This is a genomic window from Rhizobium sp. RAF56, from assembly GCF_052113965.1.
In the GTDB taxonomy this organism is placed as follows: Bacteria; Pseudomonadota; Alphaproteobacteria; order Rhizobiales; family Rhizobiaceae; genus Rhizobium.
Window position 1 is genome coordinate 39,160 of the sequence record NZ_JBFRDU010000030.1, and the last position, 17,753, is coordinate 56,912.

The window sequence follows — 17,753 nt, forward strand, 5'->3', positions numbered from 1 at the left end:
CGGTCAAAGTCTGGCCCCTCGAGAAAGACTAGCGTGAATAGGTGCGATCGCGTCAAAGGAGTTCATCATGCCACTGGAGCTACGAGAATTGCACGAAGAGGAATGCTTCGTGATCCTGGAGGAGTCGCGGTTCGGGCATCTGGGCTGCTGCAAGGATTCCCAACCCTACGTCGTCCCAATCTTCTTTTCCTACGAGAAGGGCATCGCCTATGCGTTCTCAATGCCTGGCCGAAAGCTTGACTGGATGCGAGAGAACGACAAGGTGTGCCTTCAGGTCGATCAAAAACTAGGCGAAAAGGGATGGAGAAGCGTGGTTCTGGAAGGCCGATACGTGGAATTTCCGGACACCGCCGTTTGGAACGGTGAGCGACTTCATGCTTGGTCCCTGCTTCAGAAGCATTCGGACTGGTGGGAGATAGGTTCACTGAAGCCGCACGAAATTACCGTCCAAGCGGTATCGCTACATGTGTTTTTCGGTATATTCCTCCGCAACGTCAACGGTCGGATTGCCACGTCCAAGGAACGATAGAACTGGATATCGAGATGCGAAAAGTAATCATCGTTGTCATTATCGGCATTATTGCAATGGCGCCGGCAGTACAAGCACAAGATCTTCAGCGAGGACAGCGGGTAGCACTGGAGGTCTGCGCATCCTGCCACGCCGTACTCGCAGGCCAAACTCGATCCGTCGTCACCGAGGCGCCCAGTTTCGAAGCGGTGGCTGCGACCCCTGGCATGACCGCCATGGCACTTAACGTTTGGCTCACGGCCCAAAGTCATCCGACAATGCCCAACGTCATACTCTCGCAAACCGATGTTAAAGACGTATCGGCTTATATTCTAAGCCTCGCGAAATAAGAACTCCCCAGTTTGACGGACTGTGACATAACTGCGAAACAGGACGCGGTCCACATATGAGCAGTTCAGTCGGCGATGTCGACCGCGCCCTCCGGGCATCTCCCTCTATGATTATCACGGTGACCGGCTCGGATTGCAGGGAACGCTCATCCGGGTTTCACGGTCCACGCGCCCCCTTCAGCCCGACCGATCAACGCTGGAGTTCATCATTGGCAGTGCGCCTCATAGAAGACTGAACTCGCCTTCCACAATCTCGTCAGGGATCAAGGCCAACTAGGTAGCCAGAGATGACAAAAGACGTCGACCCCGACAAAACCCACCAGAAATGCCTAAGACCGCAAATTTTTACACACACCTCAGGCATTGCAGGCCATTTTAGAGACGACACGGTAGCATGTCAGCCGACGGTCATTCTTCGAAGAAGATTCGTCTTCCAGTAGAACTGGTGAACAAGGGCTCCCAAAATATGGGCGGTAATCATGACCCATAAAATGACCTTGAGAATGTCGGCGTGAAGGTCGCCGGCTGCTCTATAGCCCCAATAGTAAGCAGCGCCCCCGGAGAGCGGCAATGCGATGAGGAGAAAATACAACGCTGCATGGGCAATCTTGGCTACCAGCCTGAAGAATGCCGGTTCTTGCGGCGGTGAAGCAGGAGCCCCTTGGAACATTCGAAACCAAAGCCGAATAGCGACAAGAAGCAAGATCGCGATGCCGACATAGGCATGGATGTTGGCGCTCGATATCTGGTCGGCGGTCGCAGACCCTGTCTGCCTAACACTCCGTCGCCATGCATTCATACCATCGGGCAGCAATAAGTTGAAGAAGACCAGGCAGGCAGTCAGCCAATGCAGGAGACGCTGCGGCACCGAGTACGCAACTAGAGCCTCTTTTTGCAACGTTCTCTCCTGGTGCTTGCTCTTGGACCAGTCCGATCCGAGGACCGCCCCATGCCATGTCTATCTGTGATTTCGATTCGCCCGTTCATGGCGTATGAAAATGGCATGTAGACGACGCACGTGGTCTCGCCGACTTTTGTCGTCGAAAAAGGCCAGTGTTATGGGTCTGCCGACGCCGCCAAACTTGGTGACTTAACTGTGGCTGCAGCAAACAAAGGCGTTACCAAGCGCGAAACTACAATTGCGCCAATTGCGTATCGGTAGCGTCATTTGGCGTTCACCTTTTCTGATGGAACAGCCCTATCGACGCTTATGAGAAGATACTGACGGCGGCCTGAACGTATGGTCGAGCATCTCGGATGTCATTGCAGGTAGAAGGTCACCCTCTACCCGACGCCAGAGTTTTCATTGATTTTTTGGTCCTCCTTTCGCGGATAGGCACCTCTAAGCGAAAGCCCGGTGCCATGGTGAGATCCCTGCCCTGACAAAGAGCTGGACGCCCAGCTTCCACCAACGAGCAAGGTAAGTTTCCCACGCGCACCGCGCCCTCGACCTTCCCGGTGAAATGCTTTCCGGCTTGCGCGCTTACTCCGTCATACCCAAAACTTCTCAGTCGGGATCAGCCACGCGGATTTCGCGATGTGCGCTGCTTTGTGCTCCTTGGCTCTCGAGCAGCTCGTCTAAGGAGCGGCCTTCGACGCCACCGAGTTTCTCTTCGAGGTTGTCGGCCTGCAGCAAATCCCTTGCCCTGCCGTGTGCACCGACAACGCGCAACGGAATGCTTTGCGCCGCGAGTTCCGCATGGAGCTTGCGCAACATGCCCGAGCCGGCCAGATCCAGCAATGGAGACGCAGAGAGGTCGCATACGACCAGCTTCAGGTCGCTGACCTTTTCCGCCTCGATGCGATCGAGGACAGCTTGCAGGACTGTATCTGCATTCACATAGATCAGGTTGCTTTCCGGGCGGAACACGATGGCATGCTCCAGCGGCTCGTTTTCCGGATGAAGATCGATGTCCGAGTAGTCATAGGTGCCCGGAATGCGTCCCAGGAAGGCGACATGCGGACGAGAGGCCCGGATCAGCAGCATGATGATGGATGCCAGCGCTGCCAGCAGGATACCTTGCAGAATGCCGAGCAGCAGCACGGCAATCAGCGCGATGGTCGCGGCATAGAAATCGACCCGGCTGACCCGCGACATGCGCCGAAGCTCCGGGAAGTTGATCAGACCTGCGACTGCCGTGAGCACGACAGCGGCAAGGACCGCCTTGGGCAGGTTTTCCAGAAGTCCGGTGAGGAAAAGCAGGCATATCGCAAGGGTGATAGAGGTAAAGACGAGCGCAAGCGGGCTGCGGGCTCCCGCCTTGTCGTTGACGGCAGACTGGGATAGGCCGCCGGCCACCGGATAGCCCTGCCCCAGCGCTGCAAAGAGGTTGGCGGCGCCGATGCCGAGAAACTCCTGCCGCGGATCCAGCGCATAGCCGTGCTTGACGGCTAAACTGCGGGCAGCGGAGACGCCTTCGATATAGGCCAGCAGCAGAACACCACCCGCCAGTGGCACAATTCCCTCAACGTCGCGGAGCCTCAGCGCGGGACCGTGGAGGGATGGCAGGCCGGACGGTATGGCACCGGTGATCGGCACCCCCATAGCGGGGAGGCCTAGCAGCGTGGCGGCAATGATCGCGGCGCAGACGACGACAAGCGCGACAGGGCGCCCGGGAAACAGTCGATCGCCCGCGACGATTGCCAGGATTGCTAAAAGGCCGACAGCCAGAACGATCGGGTTGGTTCCGCTGAGCTGCCCCAGGATCAGCACGAGGCGCTCGAAGAAATTGTGGCCACCGCCCGCCACGCCAAACAGGCTTGGAAGCTGTGTCACGGCAATGGTGAGGCCGGCACCCGTCTTGAAACCGACCAGAATGCTGTCGCTGATCAGCCTCACCAACACACTCAACCGCAACGCCCAGGAAATGAGGGCAAGTCCAGCGACCGTGAATGCAGCAAGGCTGGCAATCTGCGCATAACGCAGTGCATCGTCACCCGCCATCAACGCGATTGAACTGGCGATCATCAGTGAGATGGCGGACGTCGGCCCGACCGCTAGCTGGCGCGACGAGCCGAGCAGGGCATAGCCCAGACCGCCCAGCAGATAGCCATAGATGCCAACCTGTGGCTGCAGCCCCGCAAGTGTAGCGTAAGCCAGCGAAACAGGGATGGCATAGGCAGCAAGTGTGACACCCGCCACCAGATCAGACGGCAAGTAGGAGGCACGGTAGTCCGGGAGCCATTGCGTCGGTGGCAGATAGGAAAGCCATTTCCGCAGGCCATGATTTTCGGTCTTTTCCATGATGCTCGCCGATCCCCGGAAGTTTGACTAGGCCTCTAAAAAAACCTTGATCTTCCCTTTCTTCACAGCCGACTTGAGCGCTGCGTGATCGCGCTCCGCCTGGTCGGCATAGGCAACTGCGAAGCCCGCGATCGCCTTGTCGAAGACATCGTTCGTTGCGCCGAGATAGCCGGCGATCGTCGTCACGTTGCCACCTTTTGAATGGGCGCGGGCGAGCACCCAGCCGCAAGTCTTCGCATAGGCCTCCATCCACTCGGCATCGAAACTCTCGATCAGTGGCTTGATCTTGGCATCACGGAGCTGGCGGACATAGAACTGCCGGTCGTTCGGTGCCGTCACCCAACCGAGGAAGATGTCCGAGACCGGCTGCATGAGCCGTTGGCCCATGACGACGCGCTGGCCGGAATGGCCATAGGCACTCTTACCGGCAAAGCGCTCGAGCGCCGATGGTCCCGCCTCCTTGAACTGCAGGAACAGCGGATCGTTGCTCGCCGACATCAAGAGGGCAATCCAGCATCTGCGTCCGACGCTGCCTATCCCGACGACCTTAATGGCCGCGTCGACGACCTGGTACCGGTCCAGAAGCGTGCGCAGGTCGTCCGACAGTGTCTTGCGGTAGTCGTTGAAGACGGCCTCGAGAACGCTCCGGAACTCGGGCGCTTTAGCCTCCTCGGGGTGAAAGATCAGCGGCGGCTGTTCGCGAATGCGGACCCTGCCGCCGACCGTGCCGGCGAGCTTCGGGAAGTCGAGCTCCGATCCGCTGCCTGAGGCAATCTTGTCAATGCGGTCTCGAACTAACTTTTGCACGCCATGCGGCAGGCTCTGTATGACGTCCGTGTCGGTGACCTTCTGATACCATGCTTCCAGCGGACCGAGTTCGGAGAACTTACACAGGCGCTTGCGATAACTGCGGGCACTGGCCTCGGCACAGTCTTGCGCCTTGGCATCCGACAGGCCGATAGACCGGCCGGCTAGCACGATCGAGGCCCCCAGCCTCTTGACGTCCCATTCCCACGGTGCCGGTAACGTCTCATCGAAGTCGTTAATGTCGAAGATGAGATTGCGCTCCGGTGTGGCAAAGCCCCCGAAGTTTGCAAGGTGACAATCGCCGCAACACTGCACCTTAAGCCCTGACGTCGGTGTGTGCGCCAAGTCGGAGGCCATGACCGCGGCCGCGCCGCGATAGAAGGCGAAGGGCGACTGCAGCATCCGGCCATATTTGATGGGTATCAGCTCTTCGAAACGTTCCGCGTCCGTTTCCTGCAGGATTGCGATCGGGTCCGCGCGGTCGTCCTTCGCCTTCCAGAGACGATGATCGGCACGCTGCAGTTTATCGCGCAGAGCCCTTCCGGCTGCCAGGCGATCCTCCCGAGAGGGGAAGCGCCCGATATTGTCAACTGATGCGACGCCCTTGGAAGATTGAACGTCATTCATGACCTAACCTCCACCCATAAATCGCCAATTTCTTCAACATTGTCACAAGTTTTTGGTCATGAAATTGACATGGATCAATTTACTTCGCCGCCGGCCAGGAAGCGTCCGGCTTCTATTACCGGCTGTGGACCGTCTTAGCCCCCGACTGTAGCGGACCGGGAGATTCGCAAAGCGTTTCAGGTCGTGGCGGTCAACTGCCGACATCACACATGCTGGTGATACGAATGGGTGCACTTGCCCGATGCTGGATCCTAGTCGATGCGATGATGCTCGACATGCTCGCCGATCAACCGCAAGGAGAGGACCGGCGCAAGCGTCAGGCACAGCGGATTGCTTCGCGGCCGTCCCGCGAGGAAGCCCGTCAAGCTCAGGGGCAAGGCCGAAAACACGAACGCGGATATTGCCGAATTGCAGCCCTGACAGGTAGACAAGCGTGTGCGGGCGGAAGTAGCTTCGCCGCCTCAGCGAGCAAGAATTCAGGAGCTATGTTGTGAGACGGACTAACTCAGCCCCCAAGCGCGATCGCGATGCAAACCATGACAAGTCCCAGCAACATTACCGATAGCCCCACATAGATTGGCCGGGCATCGGTAAAGTGGGCCCATGAATAGCCGACGACGAATAGCAGAACCACGAGCAACAGATTGCTTACACGAAGTGCAATCCATGAGTTTCCAATGAACAGTAGTGGAATGACTGCCGGAACTGCAGTTGTCGCTACGAGTGCGAAGACACAGAGGGCTGAGATAAAGTCAGCGCGTGTGAGGTTCACACGCATGGGCTGCGAGTGCGTAGCAAGCGCCAGGATGGATTGATAGAGTAGAGCCTGATCTTCCGGGGAGGCGGCGAGCGGCTCCTCATCAAGACCGAACTCCTCCTGAACCGCAAGCAGCGCAGCCTGCTCGCTTTCGGCGCCCTTAATCTGGCGAAAGAAACGAGTGCGTTGGCTGCGATAGAAGAGCTTGCCAAGAACAAAGAATACCGCGTCGATCACACCCCAGGCAATGTTACAACCAATCGCCGCTACTCCGATTTCTCGGGCATCGACACCCGCCTCACCTGACAACAGTCGGGCGCCGATCGTGAACGTAAGAACCATGACCAGGCCGAACAGTATTTCACCAAGCGCGTCACCAGGGTCGAGAAAGCGAAAGATGAATGACTGCTGCGTCATGGCTCCCCCCGATGCTGTCACGTTCGCTCTCGACGCACAGCCACGTCCAGTGTGTATGCCTACAGCGCTGCCTAAGCATTGACCTACATCATAGAACAGAGCCCGCCCGAAGATTATGTGATTGCTTATGCAATCTTGCGAGAAGCGGTTATGGTGGAAGCTATCCGAATTCGCGAGGGGGCAAACTTCATTCCGTCCGCCTCAAGGTAAACAATGACTTCGGATCTTTGGGAAAAGCGTGCTGTTCGACTGTTCTGACTTGAAAGCGGAGCAGGCGCAAGCGTGGCTGAAGAATGATCGAGAATGAACCATCAGACAAAGATCCCTAACCCCACCGAATCCAAGGCGCGCATCCCCATTGGTTCGATACAGCCAATTGGTCAAAAGAGGCGCTGGGCGCTGAGTGCTATCCCGACAATCCTTCCAGTTATTGGTTTGGCCGCGGTCTTCGCCACCTTTCTGCCCATATATTCCGTTGCGGAAGCGGCTTTTAGTGGGGAAATGCCGCAAGTGGAGTTCGGTGCACGCAAGATGTTCTTCATGCTCTTTCTGATGCTTGGCCCAAGTAAGATCCTAGTGCCCTTCGTCGCCATTGCAGGCAACTGGGCACCCCGCATCCGCCGACGCATGGCCACGAGAGCTATTCTTTTCTCGGCGGCAGCATTGGCGATCGCAGGAATTTTGGGACGCAGCATGCTTGAGAACTTTGAAATTTCCCTGCCCGTGCTGGCAATGACGGGAGGCATCATTCTATTTTTAGTAGCCCTTCGAACCATAATGCAGCAGTCTATCACCGTGCCGGAACGACCGGCTGAGCCGGATCAACCGCCAGATCTGCGGCTGGCACTCACCCCGCTGGCGTTTCCAACGATCGTCACGCCGTATGGTATTGCTGCTGTAATTGTTTTTGCTACGCTAGCCAATGGCAGCCAAGGGCAAAGCCTCGCCGTGACGATACTTGTATCACTGATCCTGGCGATGGACTGGGTGGCGATGATATTTGCTGGCACGATTCTAAGGTGGACCGGTACTGCCCTTCAAGTATTGGCGGTGGTGCTCGGGGTTACGCAGGCAGCGCTCGGCCTGCAGATCATACTGCACAGTATCGATATGATTGTTTGGTAGTGTTTCGGTGTGACACGGGAAAGCTGCGCGCTTCAACCGGCATTCTCCCTCTCTGAGAATTTCCGCAAGCGGCACCTATCACCGGACCGCTTGCTCCTATGACAGCGAAACCACTTGGCAAACACCTCTACCCAACCTGTAAGTTGCTTCCGACAACTAGAGAGCGCATACGGGCGCGTTGTTCTTGGGGGGAGAACCCACCGTCGCCGAGTCAGCGGATAGGCACCAAGCGGCGCTCGACCTCTTTCGGGGTCATCCTCACCTCGACGGACGATCCGAACGCTTAATTGCTCCCTTGCCGAGTGCTTGAAGCTGAATTTCATCCTCGGCATTGGAGCGCCTGACCGAGATTTGGCGCAAGAGGCAAATGTTGCGAGGGAAACGCCCGAAGCCGTGGATTCGGGCGTTTCTCCTTTTCAGTGAGATAGGAACAATGGCATGACGTTTTCTTCGATCATATTTCTGGTCACGCCTCCGAACAATCTCTCCTGCCAGCGGGGATGGCTGTAGGCGCCCATGACGATCAAATCGGCAGCAGCATCGACGGCATGCTGTCGCAGTACGTCAGTAATCCGTCGCCCTCCGCTAGAGACGCAGTCGACCCGGACGTTGACTCCGTGGCGTGCCAAATATGTCGCGACGTCTGCACCGGGTTCCTCTCCGTTGACTCCGACAAGCGCTACGGGATCCACCAAGGTCACATGAACTTCCTGTGCTTGCTTGAGGAGGTCCAGCGCCTGGCGGGCGGCGCGCGACGCCTCGGCGCTTGAGTCCCATGCAAGAAGAACGGATTTGACAATGGTGGAAACCGCCGTCTTGCTCGGATTGATCAGGATCGGCGTCGGGGTCTGGAAAAGAGCCCCATCGATAATTCGTCTGCGGAGATCTTTGTCCGCAACCGCCTGCCGGCCAACGAGAACCAGATCCGAATACAGCGCCTGCTCGGCGATGTCCTCGTCCGCCCAGACAAACTCGGTATAGACCTGCTGTACATCGTAAGAAATGTCGCTACCTATCAATATCTCCTTGATCTGATTTGTCTTTTCAAGAAGATCATCGATCTCAGTCTGTCGTTGGTCAATCCAGACGCCGCCGATGGAATTGTAGTTTGCAAGTGTTCCCGCCTCCCCGATCGAAATCACCATCGCGGTCAGGTGCGCGCCACGAGCCCGGCTGAACTCGATCGCGTTCTTCAAGTCTTCGTCGAACTTGCTGGCGTCTAGGATGCTTAATACGGTTTTGATCGTCATTTCGGTTTCTCCCTGATTGATTGCAAGGAGGATAGCTGCGCTGTCTGACAGCTCCTTGACCTTCGTCAAAGCGAAAAGTTTTGGACCTCGTAGTCTGGACCGGAGCAGATAGGAGGCGACATGTCAGACCCCATCCTACATTTTCACGGCGCCGCAGGCTCAGTGACCGGCTCGTGCTTCCTGCTGGAGTTCGGCAAGGCCCGGATCCTGGTGGATTGCGGGATGTTTCAAGGTTCCAAAACGGAAAAGGAGCTGAACTACAGACCCTTCCCCTTTGAACCGTCGAGCATCGACTGCGTTCTGTTGACCCATGCCCATATCGACCACTCCGGACTGCTGCCGAAGCTTGCCAAGAACGGCTTCAGTGGTCCGATTTTCGCGACGCCGGCGACGATAGATCTCTGCTCCATCATGCTTCAGGACTCTGGCCACATTCAGGAGTCCGAAGTCGAGCAGCTCAATCGTCGAAACCGATGGCGGTCTCGCGAGCCGGTTGAGGCGATCTATACTGCCGATGACGCGCGCCGCTTGATGCCGCAGTTCCGAGGCGTCGACTACGGGCAATGGCAGGCAGCTACCGAGGGCGTGCGATTCCGTTTCTGGAATTCAGGGCATCTCTTGGGCGCCGCCTCGATCGAATTGGAGACCGCCGGCGAACAAGACCGAAGGCGCATCCTGTTCTCGGGCGATATCGGTCCCCAGACCAAGCTTTTGGAGCGTCCCCCCGAGGCGCCGGCGGATGTCGACTACCTTGTTTGTGAAAGCACATACGGCGACCGCGAGCGCGACGAGTATACGACCCAGGCGCGGCGTCTCCGCTTGCAGGAAATCGTTGCAAAGGCCTATCAGTCCAATGGCGTGCTGCTGATCCCCTCCTTCGCGGTGGAGCGCACGCAGGAGGTCCTCACCGATCTCATCGCGCTGATGGACCAAGGGACGCTAGCTCGTTGCCCAGTCGTAATCGACTCGCCGCTGGCGTCCCGAGCAACGAATGTCTTCAAGAAGCATGCTCGCAGCGCGATCAACGGCGAAGCATTCATCCGGGGGCTGAACGCGCCCAACGTCGGATTTACAGAGAGTGCCGAACAATCGAAGGCGCTCGATTTCGTCACAGGGTTTCACATCATCATCGCAGCCAGTGGCATGTGCGAAGCCGGCAGAATTCGACACCGGCTCCGCAACTGGCTTTGGCGACCCGAGTGCACAGTTCTAATCGTCGGCTTTCAAGCCGCCGGCACGTTGGGCCGCGTGCTTCAGGAAGGAGCCAGCGTGGTTCGGATCCAGGGAGACGAGATCAAGGTTAGGGCTACCATCGCGGTCCTAGATGCCTATAGCGGCCATGCAGATGCGAGCGAGTTGCAGGAATGGGTTACGCAGCGACGCCCGATCCACAAGGGATTGTTCCTTGTACATGGCGAGGAGCCGGCGCGACATGCGATGGCGGCCCGCTTGAAACAGTTGGTCCCTGTCGCGATCACATTCCCCTGCCTCGATGCTGGGTATCGGCTTACGGACACCTTCGCGGAGCCTATCGTGCCTCCGGCATACCCGCGTCTTCAGCCCGAGGAGGCCGGTCACGCGGATTGGCACAACGAATATCAGAACCTCCTTCTCGACATGTCGGATCGCTTGAGCCGCGCCGCCGACCGCAAGCACCGCGACGTCATCCTGCGCAGACTGCGCCGCGCTCTGGAGGCAGGGACAGATTCGGAACGCAACAGGAGGAACGAAAATGCTGTCAACTGATCGAGACTGCAAACGCGGCGGTGAACGTTTTGCGATCCCCACGCTTGGCGAGGTTGAGGGCAAGCTGATCGTGATGGAAGTCGTGGCTCTTGCCTGCCTACGGGAGCGGTTAAAGCAACGAAAGGCACGCAGCATTTCCCACATTCGCCAAAACATCAAACGCGATCTCGCCTGCCGATGCAGGACGGAAGGGCTCTGCTTTGAAGACCAGACGGCTGCGGCTGACTATGGTCTGCAACTACTGGACTCGGCGATCGAAGCGGCTTCCGCCGAACAAGCGACAGAAAAGAAGACGCTAGAGGAGGTCTGAAAATGCAGAACGCCGTGACAGCTCCCAACGACCTCGATCTCGATCTCATCGACCGATACTGGCGGGCCGCCAACTACCTGTCGGTAGGCCAGATCTACCTGATGGATAATCCGCTGCTGCGCCAACCACTGAAGCCGGAGCATATCAAGCCGCGCCTGCTCGGTCATTGGGGCACGACGCCGGGACTAAACTTTGTCTACGCTCACTTGAACCGCATCATCAGGGCCCGCGATCTCGACGTATTGTACGTTTGCGGGCCTGGCCACGGTGGTCCTGGTATGGTCGCGAACACTTATCTCGAAGGCTCCTATAGCGAGATCTATCCGGAGGTCCCTGAGTCTGTGGAGGGAATGCGGCGGCTATTCAGACAGTTCTCCTTTCCGGGAGGTATCCCGAGCCATGTCGCGCCGGAAACACCCGGTTCGATCCATGAAGGCGGCGAACTCGGCTATGCGCTTGTCCATGCTTTCGGTGCGGTGTTCGACAATCCAGAATTAGTGGCCGTGTGCGTCGTCGGCGACGGAGAGGCGGAAACAGGGCCGCTTGCCGCCGCCTGGCACTCTACGAAATTTCTCAACCCGCGGCGCGACGGCGCCGTCCTGCCAGTCCTGCATCTCAACGGCTACAAGATCGCAAACCCGACAATCCTTGCTCGCTGCAGCGACGAGGATTTGAAAAGCCTCTTCCGGGGGTACGGATACGACCCGATCTTCATCGAGGGCCACGAGCCTTTGGAGATGCATCGAAAGATGGCCGCTGGCCTTGACCAGGCGTTCGATCACATCCAGGTGCTGCAGGACGAGGCGCGCCAAAATGCCTCTAAACCGGGCGTGCCGCGCTGGCCCATGATCGTGCTCCGCAGTCCCAAGGGTTGGACTGGTCCAAAGGAAGTCGACGGCAAGAGGGTGGAGGGTTTTTGGCGCGCACATCAGGTGCCGGTCGCCAACTGCAGAGAGGACGATGCTCATCGAAAAATTCTCGAAGACTGGATGCGCAGTTACAATCCGGACGACCTTTTCGACGCATCCGGACGCCTCAAGTCTGAACTGCGGGCTCTCGCGCCCGTTGGTGGAAAACGCATGGGCGCGACGCCGTTTGCCAACGGCGGGGTTCTGCGGAAAGAACTCGTGCTGCCCGACCTCAGGAACTACGAAGTCGATATCGGCGAGCGGGGAAGTAGACAGGTCCAATCGACGGAAATTCTGGGAAACTATCTGCGCGACGTGTTCAAGCTGAACGCATCCGCATCGAACTTTCGTGTCTTCGGCCCGGACGAAACGGAATCGAACCGGCTGGGCAGCGTCTTCGAAGTGACCGAGCGGGTGTGGATGGAACACATCGAAGACTACGACGTCCATCTTTCGCGCGACGGACGCGTGATGGAAGTTCTCAGCGAACACCTTTGCCAAGGCTGGCTTGAAGGCTATCTATTGACCGGGCGCCACGGCCTCTTTTCATGCTACGAAGCGTTCATCCATATCGTGGATTCTATGTTCAACCAGCACGCCAAGTGGCTCAAGGTCGCCCGCGGACTGGAATGGCGCAAGCCGATCTCGTCTTTGAACTACCTGCTCTCATCCCATGTATGGAGGCAGGACCACAACGGCTTCTCGCATCAGGACCCAGGCTTTGTCGATCTAGTTGCCAATAAGAAGGCTGACATTGTCCGCATTTACCTGCCACCAGACGCCAATACGCTTCTATGGGTCGGCGACCATTGCCTGAAGACCTACGACCGGATCAACGTGATCGTCGCTGGCAAGCAGCCGGAATCCCAGTACCTGACGATTGACGAAGCCCGAACACATTGTGAAGCCGGCCTGGGCATCTGGGAGTGGGCAAGTTACGAGGACAATGCCATCGCGCCAGACGTGATCATGGCCTGCGCCGGTGACGTCCCGACAATGGAGACGCTCGCTGCAGCGATGCTGCTGCACGAATCCATACCTGACTTGAAGATCCGCACGGTCAACGTTGTCGATCTTCTAGCCCTGCAGGATCCTTCGCAGCATCCGCACGGTCTGGACGACGCGACGTTCGATCGGATATTCACGGCCGACAGGCCAGTCATCTTCGCTTATCACGGCTACCCATACCTGATCCATCGGTTGACTTATCGCCGTACGAACCATCGCAACATCCACGTGCGCGGGTTTGTCGAGGAAGGAACGACAACCACCCATTCGACATGACCGTGTTGAACGGGGTCGACCGATATCATCTCGCACTTGAGGCCATCGGTCGGATTCCAGGACTAGCCGAGAAGGCGCCAGACCTCGTCGAGCTCCTGCACACGAAACTCTCCTCGCATCGAACATATATCTGCGAGAACGGCGAGGACATGCCGGAGATCCGCAACTCGCGCTGGCGCGACTTTAGAAAGACTCCATGAATGTGCCGACATTATATCCGCGACAACGGCTAGAAGTCGCCGGTCTTCTACGGAAAGGATCGACGCGGCAGTCGCTGAAGAGGCATCATCGCAGCGTTCTTCGGAATTGCGCTGCGTCAATGCATCCCGTCGCCTATCCGGCATTAGGTAGCAAAGACCACCAAAAGCAGCTTAGGTATCTGAATTACTACAGAAATTATCGGCGTTATGGAGCAAGTGCCACATGCGTCAGGCGGCGCGTTAGGAGTGGCAACGCGCCCACGTTGTCGCCTCTACCGACGCGGTTTTACCAGTGTTTCTGGGGTTATCAGATGCAGCCGCTCGTCTTCTTTCGCCAAACTCTCGACATCGCTTGAAAAACCACTTCTACTGAAAAACAGGTAGTGCTTGCCCGTCGCTCCTTCCCCGTAAGTCGTTTTCTCGGATCGCTCACGCAACAATCGGACGTGGCCAAGGTCGATCACGCGCGATCGCCATTTGCATTCGCCATAGAAAAATGCACCATCCAATAATCGCCCCGCGACATCGATGTCGAAATCGGCGTGACCCCAAATCTGGCCAACCTCCTGCGTCGGAACCGCAAGGACCTCCTGCAGATGAAGCCTTGCAAATTGAAGGGCGATCGGTTCGAACGCAATCCCCATATATTCGGAGAACCGAGGCTCCACGACGCGGTCGTAAACCTCCTCGCCAAACCCGCTGCTGATCGCGCTCAGGTTTGGTCGCACGAAACGATGCCAGAACGACATCAGGCTGTCTGCAACGCGATAGCGGCGGTTTCGGCCCTTTTCGTCGGCATCCAACGATTTCGAATTATCGATCAAATCAAGCGCGAGCAGTTTTGCCAGGTACGGTCCAATACCGTCTGCTTTGACATCCAGTCGGTTTGCGATCTCCGACTTAGTGTTGCAACCGTCAGATACAGCCGCAACCACGCTTGAGTAAAAGGACGGCTCTCTGAGTTCGGTCTGCAGCAGCGTGTTCGGTTCGTCGATCAGCGTGCCTGTCTCGGTGAGCAAGAGTTTGATGACGTTGTTGCGGAGCGGTTCCCGAGCGTCGCAAAGCTGAAGATAGTAGGGAATGCCGCCGAAAATCGCATAGGTTCTGATAATGTCGTCGGCCGTGTACTCCGGGAAAAACTTGGCGACATCGACAAGGGGCAAGGCCTTCATGTCGAGCGACAGGGTTTTTCGCCCGTAAAGCGGGTTCCGTTCCGCCAACAGGTCTTCCATTTGAGAAATGGCAGAGCCGCAAAGGATTAGTTTCATCGCCCCATCTGCAAGCGCGCCGGAATCCCAGAATTTCTGCACGATCGATGGCAGCGCTGGCTCGTTATCAAGCAGATAGGGAAATTCGTCGATCGTGACGATCAATCCCGGATGCTCGCCGGCATGCTCGGCAACATAGTGCAGTACCCCCTCCCAGCTTGACAGGGCTTCGAGCTGTGGCTTTGATCCGATTGCCTTTCCGACATCGGATTTGAACTGCTCCAAGTTCAAAAGTGATGAGACGCGGGTCGCCTGAAAGTAGATTTCCGGGCGATTCTTAGCGGCCTCCCGAAGGAACCGCGATTTGCCGATCCGCCGTCGGCCAAATACGATGATGAGGGAGGGTCGTTGCGAATCCAATTCGGTCCGCACCAGCTTGAGTTCACGTTCGCGCCCGAGAAACTGCATATGCCTGCCTTTGGTAAATATAGTTAACTTAATCGTGATTACCTTAATCGTGATTACCTTAATCGTGATTATCTTAGTGACGATCCCTTTTGTCAAGTTCTGCGCGCTGTGGGCTCTCCAAACCTTCTCCAGATTGTCGATTTTTCCTCAGGCAGCAGGGCAAGCCTATTCCCTTTGAAAGCCGGCTGTTGATCTCGCGTAGGCAGAAAGAGTTCCCCAAGTGTGTGTTTGTCGACCTTCAGCAATTAACCATTTAGACCTCCTCTGATCGACTCTTGCGGAGGACCGTGTAAGAACCTGGGGCATGTTCAGGATGATACGCATACAGCTCTGATCTCCCCGCGGCCTTCGGCCGCCGATCCGCTGTGCCTGCTTTCGACCTCTGGAGCCTGAACATGACCATCATCGCCACCGCCGCCATTGCCCACCGTAGCCACGCCTCGGTGTTGGCCGTCAGTGCCATGGGCGGGGGCTTGGAAATACGCCCAAGGGCCAGCATTTCCTGCTCTCGCCAGAGTGCCGAACGCTGACGGTGCTCGATCTCGCCAAGATGCGGGATACGACCGCCTACAACTGGTTTAAGCGCCTTCGCTGGCACGAAACGGAGGGCGAGCCTTACTGCCCCAAGTGCGGAACGTTGCACTGCCATACGATGAGCCGCAACCGCTTCAAATGCACCGAGAAGACCTGCAAGGCGGTGTTCAGCGTCACCTCTGGCACAGTTTTCCATGCACGCAAGCTGAGCTTCAAAAAGATGCTCATCGCCATCTGGTTCTCGGCGAACTCGGTGAAAGGCAAAGCCGCGCTCCAGCTCTCGCGCGAGATCGGCGTCCAATACAAGACCGCCTGGGTCCTCCTGATGAAGCTGCGCGAGGCCATCGCATGGCGCAGGGAGGGGATGGTACTCGATGGCGAGGTCGAGATTGACGGCAAGTACGCTGGCGGCCACATTCGTCCTGAAAACAAGGCCGAGGATCGCATTGATCGTCGCCTCAAGAAATACCAGAACATGAAGCGTCTGTGCGCCCTTGCGATCCGCCAGCGCGGACTGGGAGGGCAGACGTTCACGCGGATCATCCGAGACGAAGACAGCAATGCGGCTTGGGCGGCCGTCCGAGATCACGTGTCGCGGGAGGCAACGGTCTTCGCGGACGAGCACGGCAGCTATAACGACTTGGCTGGCTTGAACGCGTTGAAACGCGTCAACCATTCAAAGGCATATCAGACCGACGACGGCACGAACACCAACCAGGTCGAGAGCTTCTTCTCGCGGGTCCAACGAGCCTACGCCGGCATCCACCATCGGTTTTCGTTGAAGTACTTCGACTGGTACGTGGCCGAACTCGCGTGGCGCGAGGACTGCCGCCAGATGAGCAACCGCGGCCATACGTTCCAGGTGCTGGGCAAGGCGCTATCTCGCCCGACGTCACGCTATCTGTGCGGGTACTGGCAGGGTAACAAGCCACCTGACATGATCTGGGAAGGCTAAGCGGCGACCTCCCACAGAACCTTACGGCCGCCGAATTGGCCGGACTGCCGAACGCGTCCCGCAGTCGACAGTTGGGTGAGGACCGCCGATAGGCGGTGTTCGATGTCTGAGAGGTTCTGTGGCTCGCTCGGGATTCCAAGCTTGGAGGCGAACTTCGTAGCGCAGTCGGTAACCGAGATCGGTTCTCCTACTTCGCGCAAGACCTCCAAGACGGCTTGGCGCTTGTTTATGCCATTCATGGCCGCTTTTACCTCGGACGACGACGGCTTTGCCTTACGAGGCCGATCACCGCGACCTGACCCCGGCTGTAACGATGCGTGGAAGTCTGGCTCATAGCTCAGGATCACGCGCTCCAGCGCTCTCATCAGTTCCTGAATGTCTACCCGCTCCCTTTCAAGCTGCTGCAGCCTATCAATCAAGGCGGCTCCCTTCTGCTTCAACTCGTACGCTACACTCATTCGAGGCTCCGTTTTTACCGGAAACCAGGGTAGTCGGGATACCATTTCAGGTCTGGTGGTTTTTGCTACCTAATGCCGCGCCTATCTGCGATTATCGCTCTCGAAGTTGATAGCGGGGTATTGTTCGATGGATGAAAGCAATCTCGGAGCCGTGACGGACGTCGGCAACCAGGGTAATCCCCCCGTTTTTAACGGGGCTCATCAGTAGAATTCACGCAGCCGTTTTCAGTTTCGGTGCGGGTGTGATGCCGCCAATGCCCATGTTTGGCCGTTCGTTGTTATAGGTCCAAAGCCATTGTGTGGCGATTCCTGTGCGTCATCTGAGTGAATCGATCGTCGATCACACGTCCTCTCCCAAAGCCCGGCAAAGACGAACCCGCCGCATTCAATGCCTCTTGGCCGCGAATATGAGCATCAAGTTCTCTCACAATTTTCTCATGAACCTGATGCTCCAGTTTGGCTACGTGTTGATTTGCGCTGAGAGCTGACCCGGGATTGCGGGAAAATATCACTGAGAATTGACCCATGTTTCAATCATCCCCTGTGGTTTCAGCGGGGGCTTTGGAGTGATCGACATGGCGTTACTGAGCGTAATCC

Annotated in this window: 14 protein-coding genes and 1 pseudogene; 8 read left to right on the forward strand and 7 right to left on the reverse strand. The window is 57.3% G+C overall.

Annotated elements, in window-relative coordinates:
- Nucleotides 1-67: 67 nt before the first annotated feature.
- Nucleotides 68-529, forward strand: a complete 462-nt coding sequence (locus tag AB4048_RS21895) for a pyridoxamine 5'-phosphate oxidase family protein (protein WP_442204094.1) — start codon at nucleotides 68-70, stop codon at nucleotides 527-529.
- 14 nt (nucleotides 530-543) lie between these two features.
- Complete coding sequence (locus AB4048_RS21900; RefSeq protein WP_442204095.1) at nucleotides 544-858, forward strand: c-type cytochrome; 315 nt, start codon at nucleotides 544-546, stop codon at nucleotides 856-858.
- 397 nt (nucleotides 859-1,255) lie between these two features.
- On the opposite strand, the gene AB4048_RS21905 is transcribed toward AB4048_RS21900, so the two are convergent.
- The 4 genes from AB4048_RS21905 to AB4048_RS21920 form a co-directional block, all read right to left on the reverse strand.
- On the reverse strand, nucleotides 1,256-1,756 hold the full coding sequence (locus AB4048_RS21905; protein ID WP_442204096.1) for a cytochrome b: 501 nt from the start codon (nucleotides 1,754-1,756) through the stop codon (nucleotides 1,256-1,258).
- 609 nt (nucleotides 1,757-2,365) lie between these two features.
- Nucleotides 2,366-4,102, reverse strand: coding sequence for a SulP family inorganic anion transporter (locus AB4048_RS21910; RefSeq protein ID WP_442204097.1), 1,737 nt, complete (start codon nucleotides 4,100-4,102; stop codon nucleotides 2,366-2,368).
- Nucleotides 4,103-4,129: 27 nt separating this feature from the next.
- Complete coding sequence (locus tag AB4048_RS21915) at nucleotides 4,130-5,536, reverse strand: DUF2252 domain-containing protein (RefSeq protein ID WP_442204098.1); 1,407 nt, start codon at nucleotides 5,534-5,536, stop codon at nucleotides 4,130-4,132.
- Nucleotides 5,537-6,041: 505 nt separating this feature from the next.
- Nucleotides 6,042-6,710 carry a VIT1/CCC1 transporter family protein gene (locus AB4048_RS21920; RefSeq protein ID WP_442204099.1) on the reverse strand — a complete coding sequence of 223 codons (669 nt, stop codon included), beginning with the start codon at nucleotides 6,708-6,710 and terminating at the stop codon, nucleotides 6,042-6,044.
- Nucleotides 6,711-7,013: 303 nt separating this feature from the next.
- Here AB4048_RS21920 and AB4048_RS21925 point away from each other — a divergent pair, with 303 nt between their 5' ends.
- Nucleotides 7,014-7,835, forward strand: a complete 822-nt coding sequence (locus AB4048_RS21925; RefSeq protein WP_442204100.1) for a MarC family protein — start codon at nucleotides 7,014-7,016, stop codon at nucleotides 7,833-7,835.
- 416 nt (nucleotides 7,836-8,251) lie between these two features.
- On the opposite strand, the gene AB4048_RS21930 is transcribed toward AB4048_RS21925, so the two are convergent.
- Nucleotides 8,252-9,085, reverse strand: a complete 834-nt coding sequence (locus AB4048_RS21930) for a universal stress protein (RefSeq protein WP_442204101.1) — start codon at nucleotides 9,083-9,085, stop codon at nucleotides 8,252-8,254.
- A 120-nt stretch (nucleotides 9,086-9,205) separates the two neighbouring features.
- Here AB4048_RS21930 and AB4048_RS21935 point away from each other — a divergent pair, with 120 nt between their 5' ends.
- The 3 genes and pseudogenes from AB4048_RS21935 (at nucleotide 9,206) to AB4048_RS21945 (ending at nucleotide 13,533) form a co-directional block, all read left to right on the forward strand.
- Nucleotides 9,206-10,831 carry an MBL fold metallo-hydrolase RNA specificity domain-containing protein gene (locus tag AB4048_RS21935; RefSeq protein WP_442204102.1) on the forward strand — a complete coding sequence of 542 codons (1,626 nt, stop codon included), beginning with the start codon at nucleotides 9,206-9,208 and terminating at the stop codon, nucleotides 10,829-10,831.
- A complete protein-coding gene (locus AB4048_RS21940) occupies nucleotides 10,818-11,141 on the forward strand; it encodes a hypothetical protein (RefSeq protein WP_442204103.1) in 324 nt (107 codons plus the stop codon). Before AB4048_RS21935 ends, AB4048_RS21940 begins: the two co-directional genes overlap by 14 nt.
- A 2-nt stretch (nucleotides 11,142-11,143) precedes the next feature.
- Nucleotides 11,144-13,533, forward strand: a pseudogene (locus AB4048_RS21945) (phosphoketolase family protein).
- A 272-nt stretch (nucleotides 13,534-13,805) separates the two neighbouring features.
- Here AB4048_RS21945 and AB4048_RS21950 read toward each other — a convergent pair.
- Nucleotides 13,806-15,209, reverse strand: a complete 1,404-nt coding sequence (locus AB4048_RS21950; RefSeq protein ID WP_442204104.1) for an ATP-binding protein — start codon at nucleotides 15,207-15,209, stop codon at nucleotides 13,806-13,808.
- Between the two features lie 395 nt (nucleotides 15,210-15,604).
- On the opposite strand from AB4048_RS21950, the gene AB4048_RS21955 reads away from it, so the two are divergent.
- Both AB4048_RS21955 and AB4048_RS21960 read left to right on the forward strand, forming a co-directional pair.
- Nucleotides 15,605-15,739 (forward strand): hypothetical protein, encoded by a 135-nt coding sequence (locus AB4048_RS21955; RefSeq protein WP_442204105.1) that lies wholly within the window; start codon nucleotides 15,605-15,607, stop codon nucleotides 15,737-15,739.
- 2 nt (nucleotides 15,740-15,741) lie between these two features.
- Nucleotides 15,742-16,698, forward strand: coding sequence for an IS1595 family transposase (locus AB4048_RS21960; RefSeq protein WP_442204106.1), 957 nt, complete (start codon nucleotides 15,742-15,744; stop codon nucleotides 16,696-16,698).
- Here the strand turns inward: AB4048_RS21960 and AB4048_RS21965 are convergent.
- Nucleotides 16,695-17,156, reverse strand: coding sequence for a hypothetical protein (locus tag AB4048_RS21965; RefSeq protein ID WP_442204107.1), 462 nt, complete (start codon nucleotides 17,154-17,156; stop codon nucleotides 16,695-16,697). The genes AB4048_RS21960 and AB4048_RS21965 overlap by 4 nt on opposite strands.
- Nucleotides 17,157-17,753 lie beyond the last annotated feature (597 nt).

Excerpts from the sequence above, each read along its gene's own strand:
- AB4048_RS21895 (WP_442204094.1), top strand. The coding sequence starts at position 68 with ATGCCACTGGAGCTACGAGAATTGCACGAAGAGGAATGCTTCGTGATC.
- AB4048_RS21900 (WP_442204095.1), top strand. The coding sequence starts at position 544 with ATGCGAAAAGTAATCATCGTTGTCATTATCGGCATTATTGCAATGGCG.
- AB4048_RS21910 (WP_442204097.1), bottom strand. The coding sequence starts at position 4,102 with ATGGAAAAGACCGAAAATCATGGCCTGCGGAAATGGCTTTCCTATCTG.
- AB4048_RS21915 (WP_442204098.1), bottom strand. The coding sequence starts at position 5,536 with ATGAATGACGTTCAATCTTCCAAGGGCGTCGCATCAGTTGACAATATC.
- AB4048_RS21920 (WP_442204099.1), bottom strand. The coding sequence starts at position 6,710 with ATGACGCAGCAGTCATTCATCTTTCGCTTTCTCGACCCTGGTGACGCG.
- AB4048_RS21925 (WP_442204100.1), top strand. The coding sequence starts at position 7,014 with ATGAACCATCAGACAAAGATCCCTAACCCCACCGAATCCAAGGCGCGC.
- AB4048_RS21930 (WP_442204101.1), bottom strand. The coding sequence starts at position 9,085 with ATGACGATCAAAACCGTATTAAGCATCCTAGACGCCAGCAAGTTCGAC.
- AB4048_RS21935 (WP_442204102.1), top strand. The coding sequence starts at position 9,206 with ATGTCAGACCCCATCCTACATTTTCACGGCGCCGCAGGCTCAGTGACC.
- AB4048_RS21940 (WP_442204103.1), top strand. The coding sequence starts at position 10,818 with ATGCTGTCAACTGATCGAGACTGCAAACGCGGCGGTGAACGTTTTGCG.
- AB4048_RS21950 (WP_442204104.1), bottom strand. The coding sequence starts at position 15,209 with ATGCAGTTTCTCGGGCGCGAACGTGAACTCAAGCTGGTGCGGACCGAA.
- AB4048_RS21955 (WP_442204105.1), top strand. The coding sequence starts at position 15,605 with ATGACCATCATCGCCACCGCCGCCATTGCCCACCGTAGCCACGCCTCG.
- AB4048_RS21965 (WP_442204107.1), bottom strand. The coding sequence starts at position 17,156 with ATGAGTGTAGCGTACGAGTTGAAGCAGAAGGGAGCCGCCTTGATTGAT.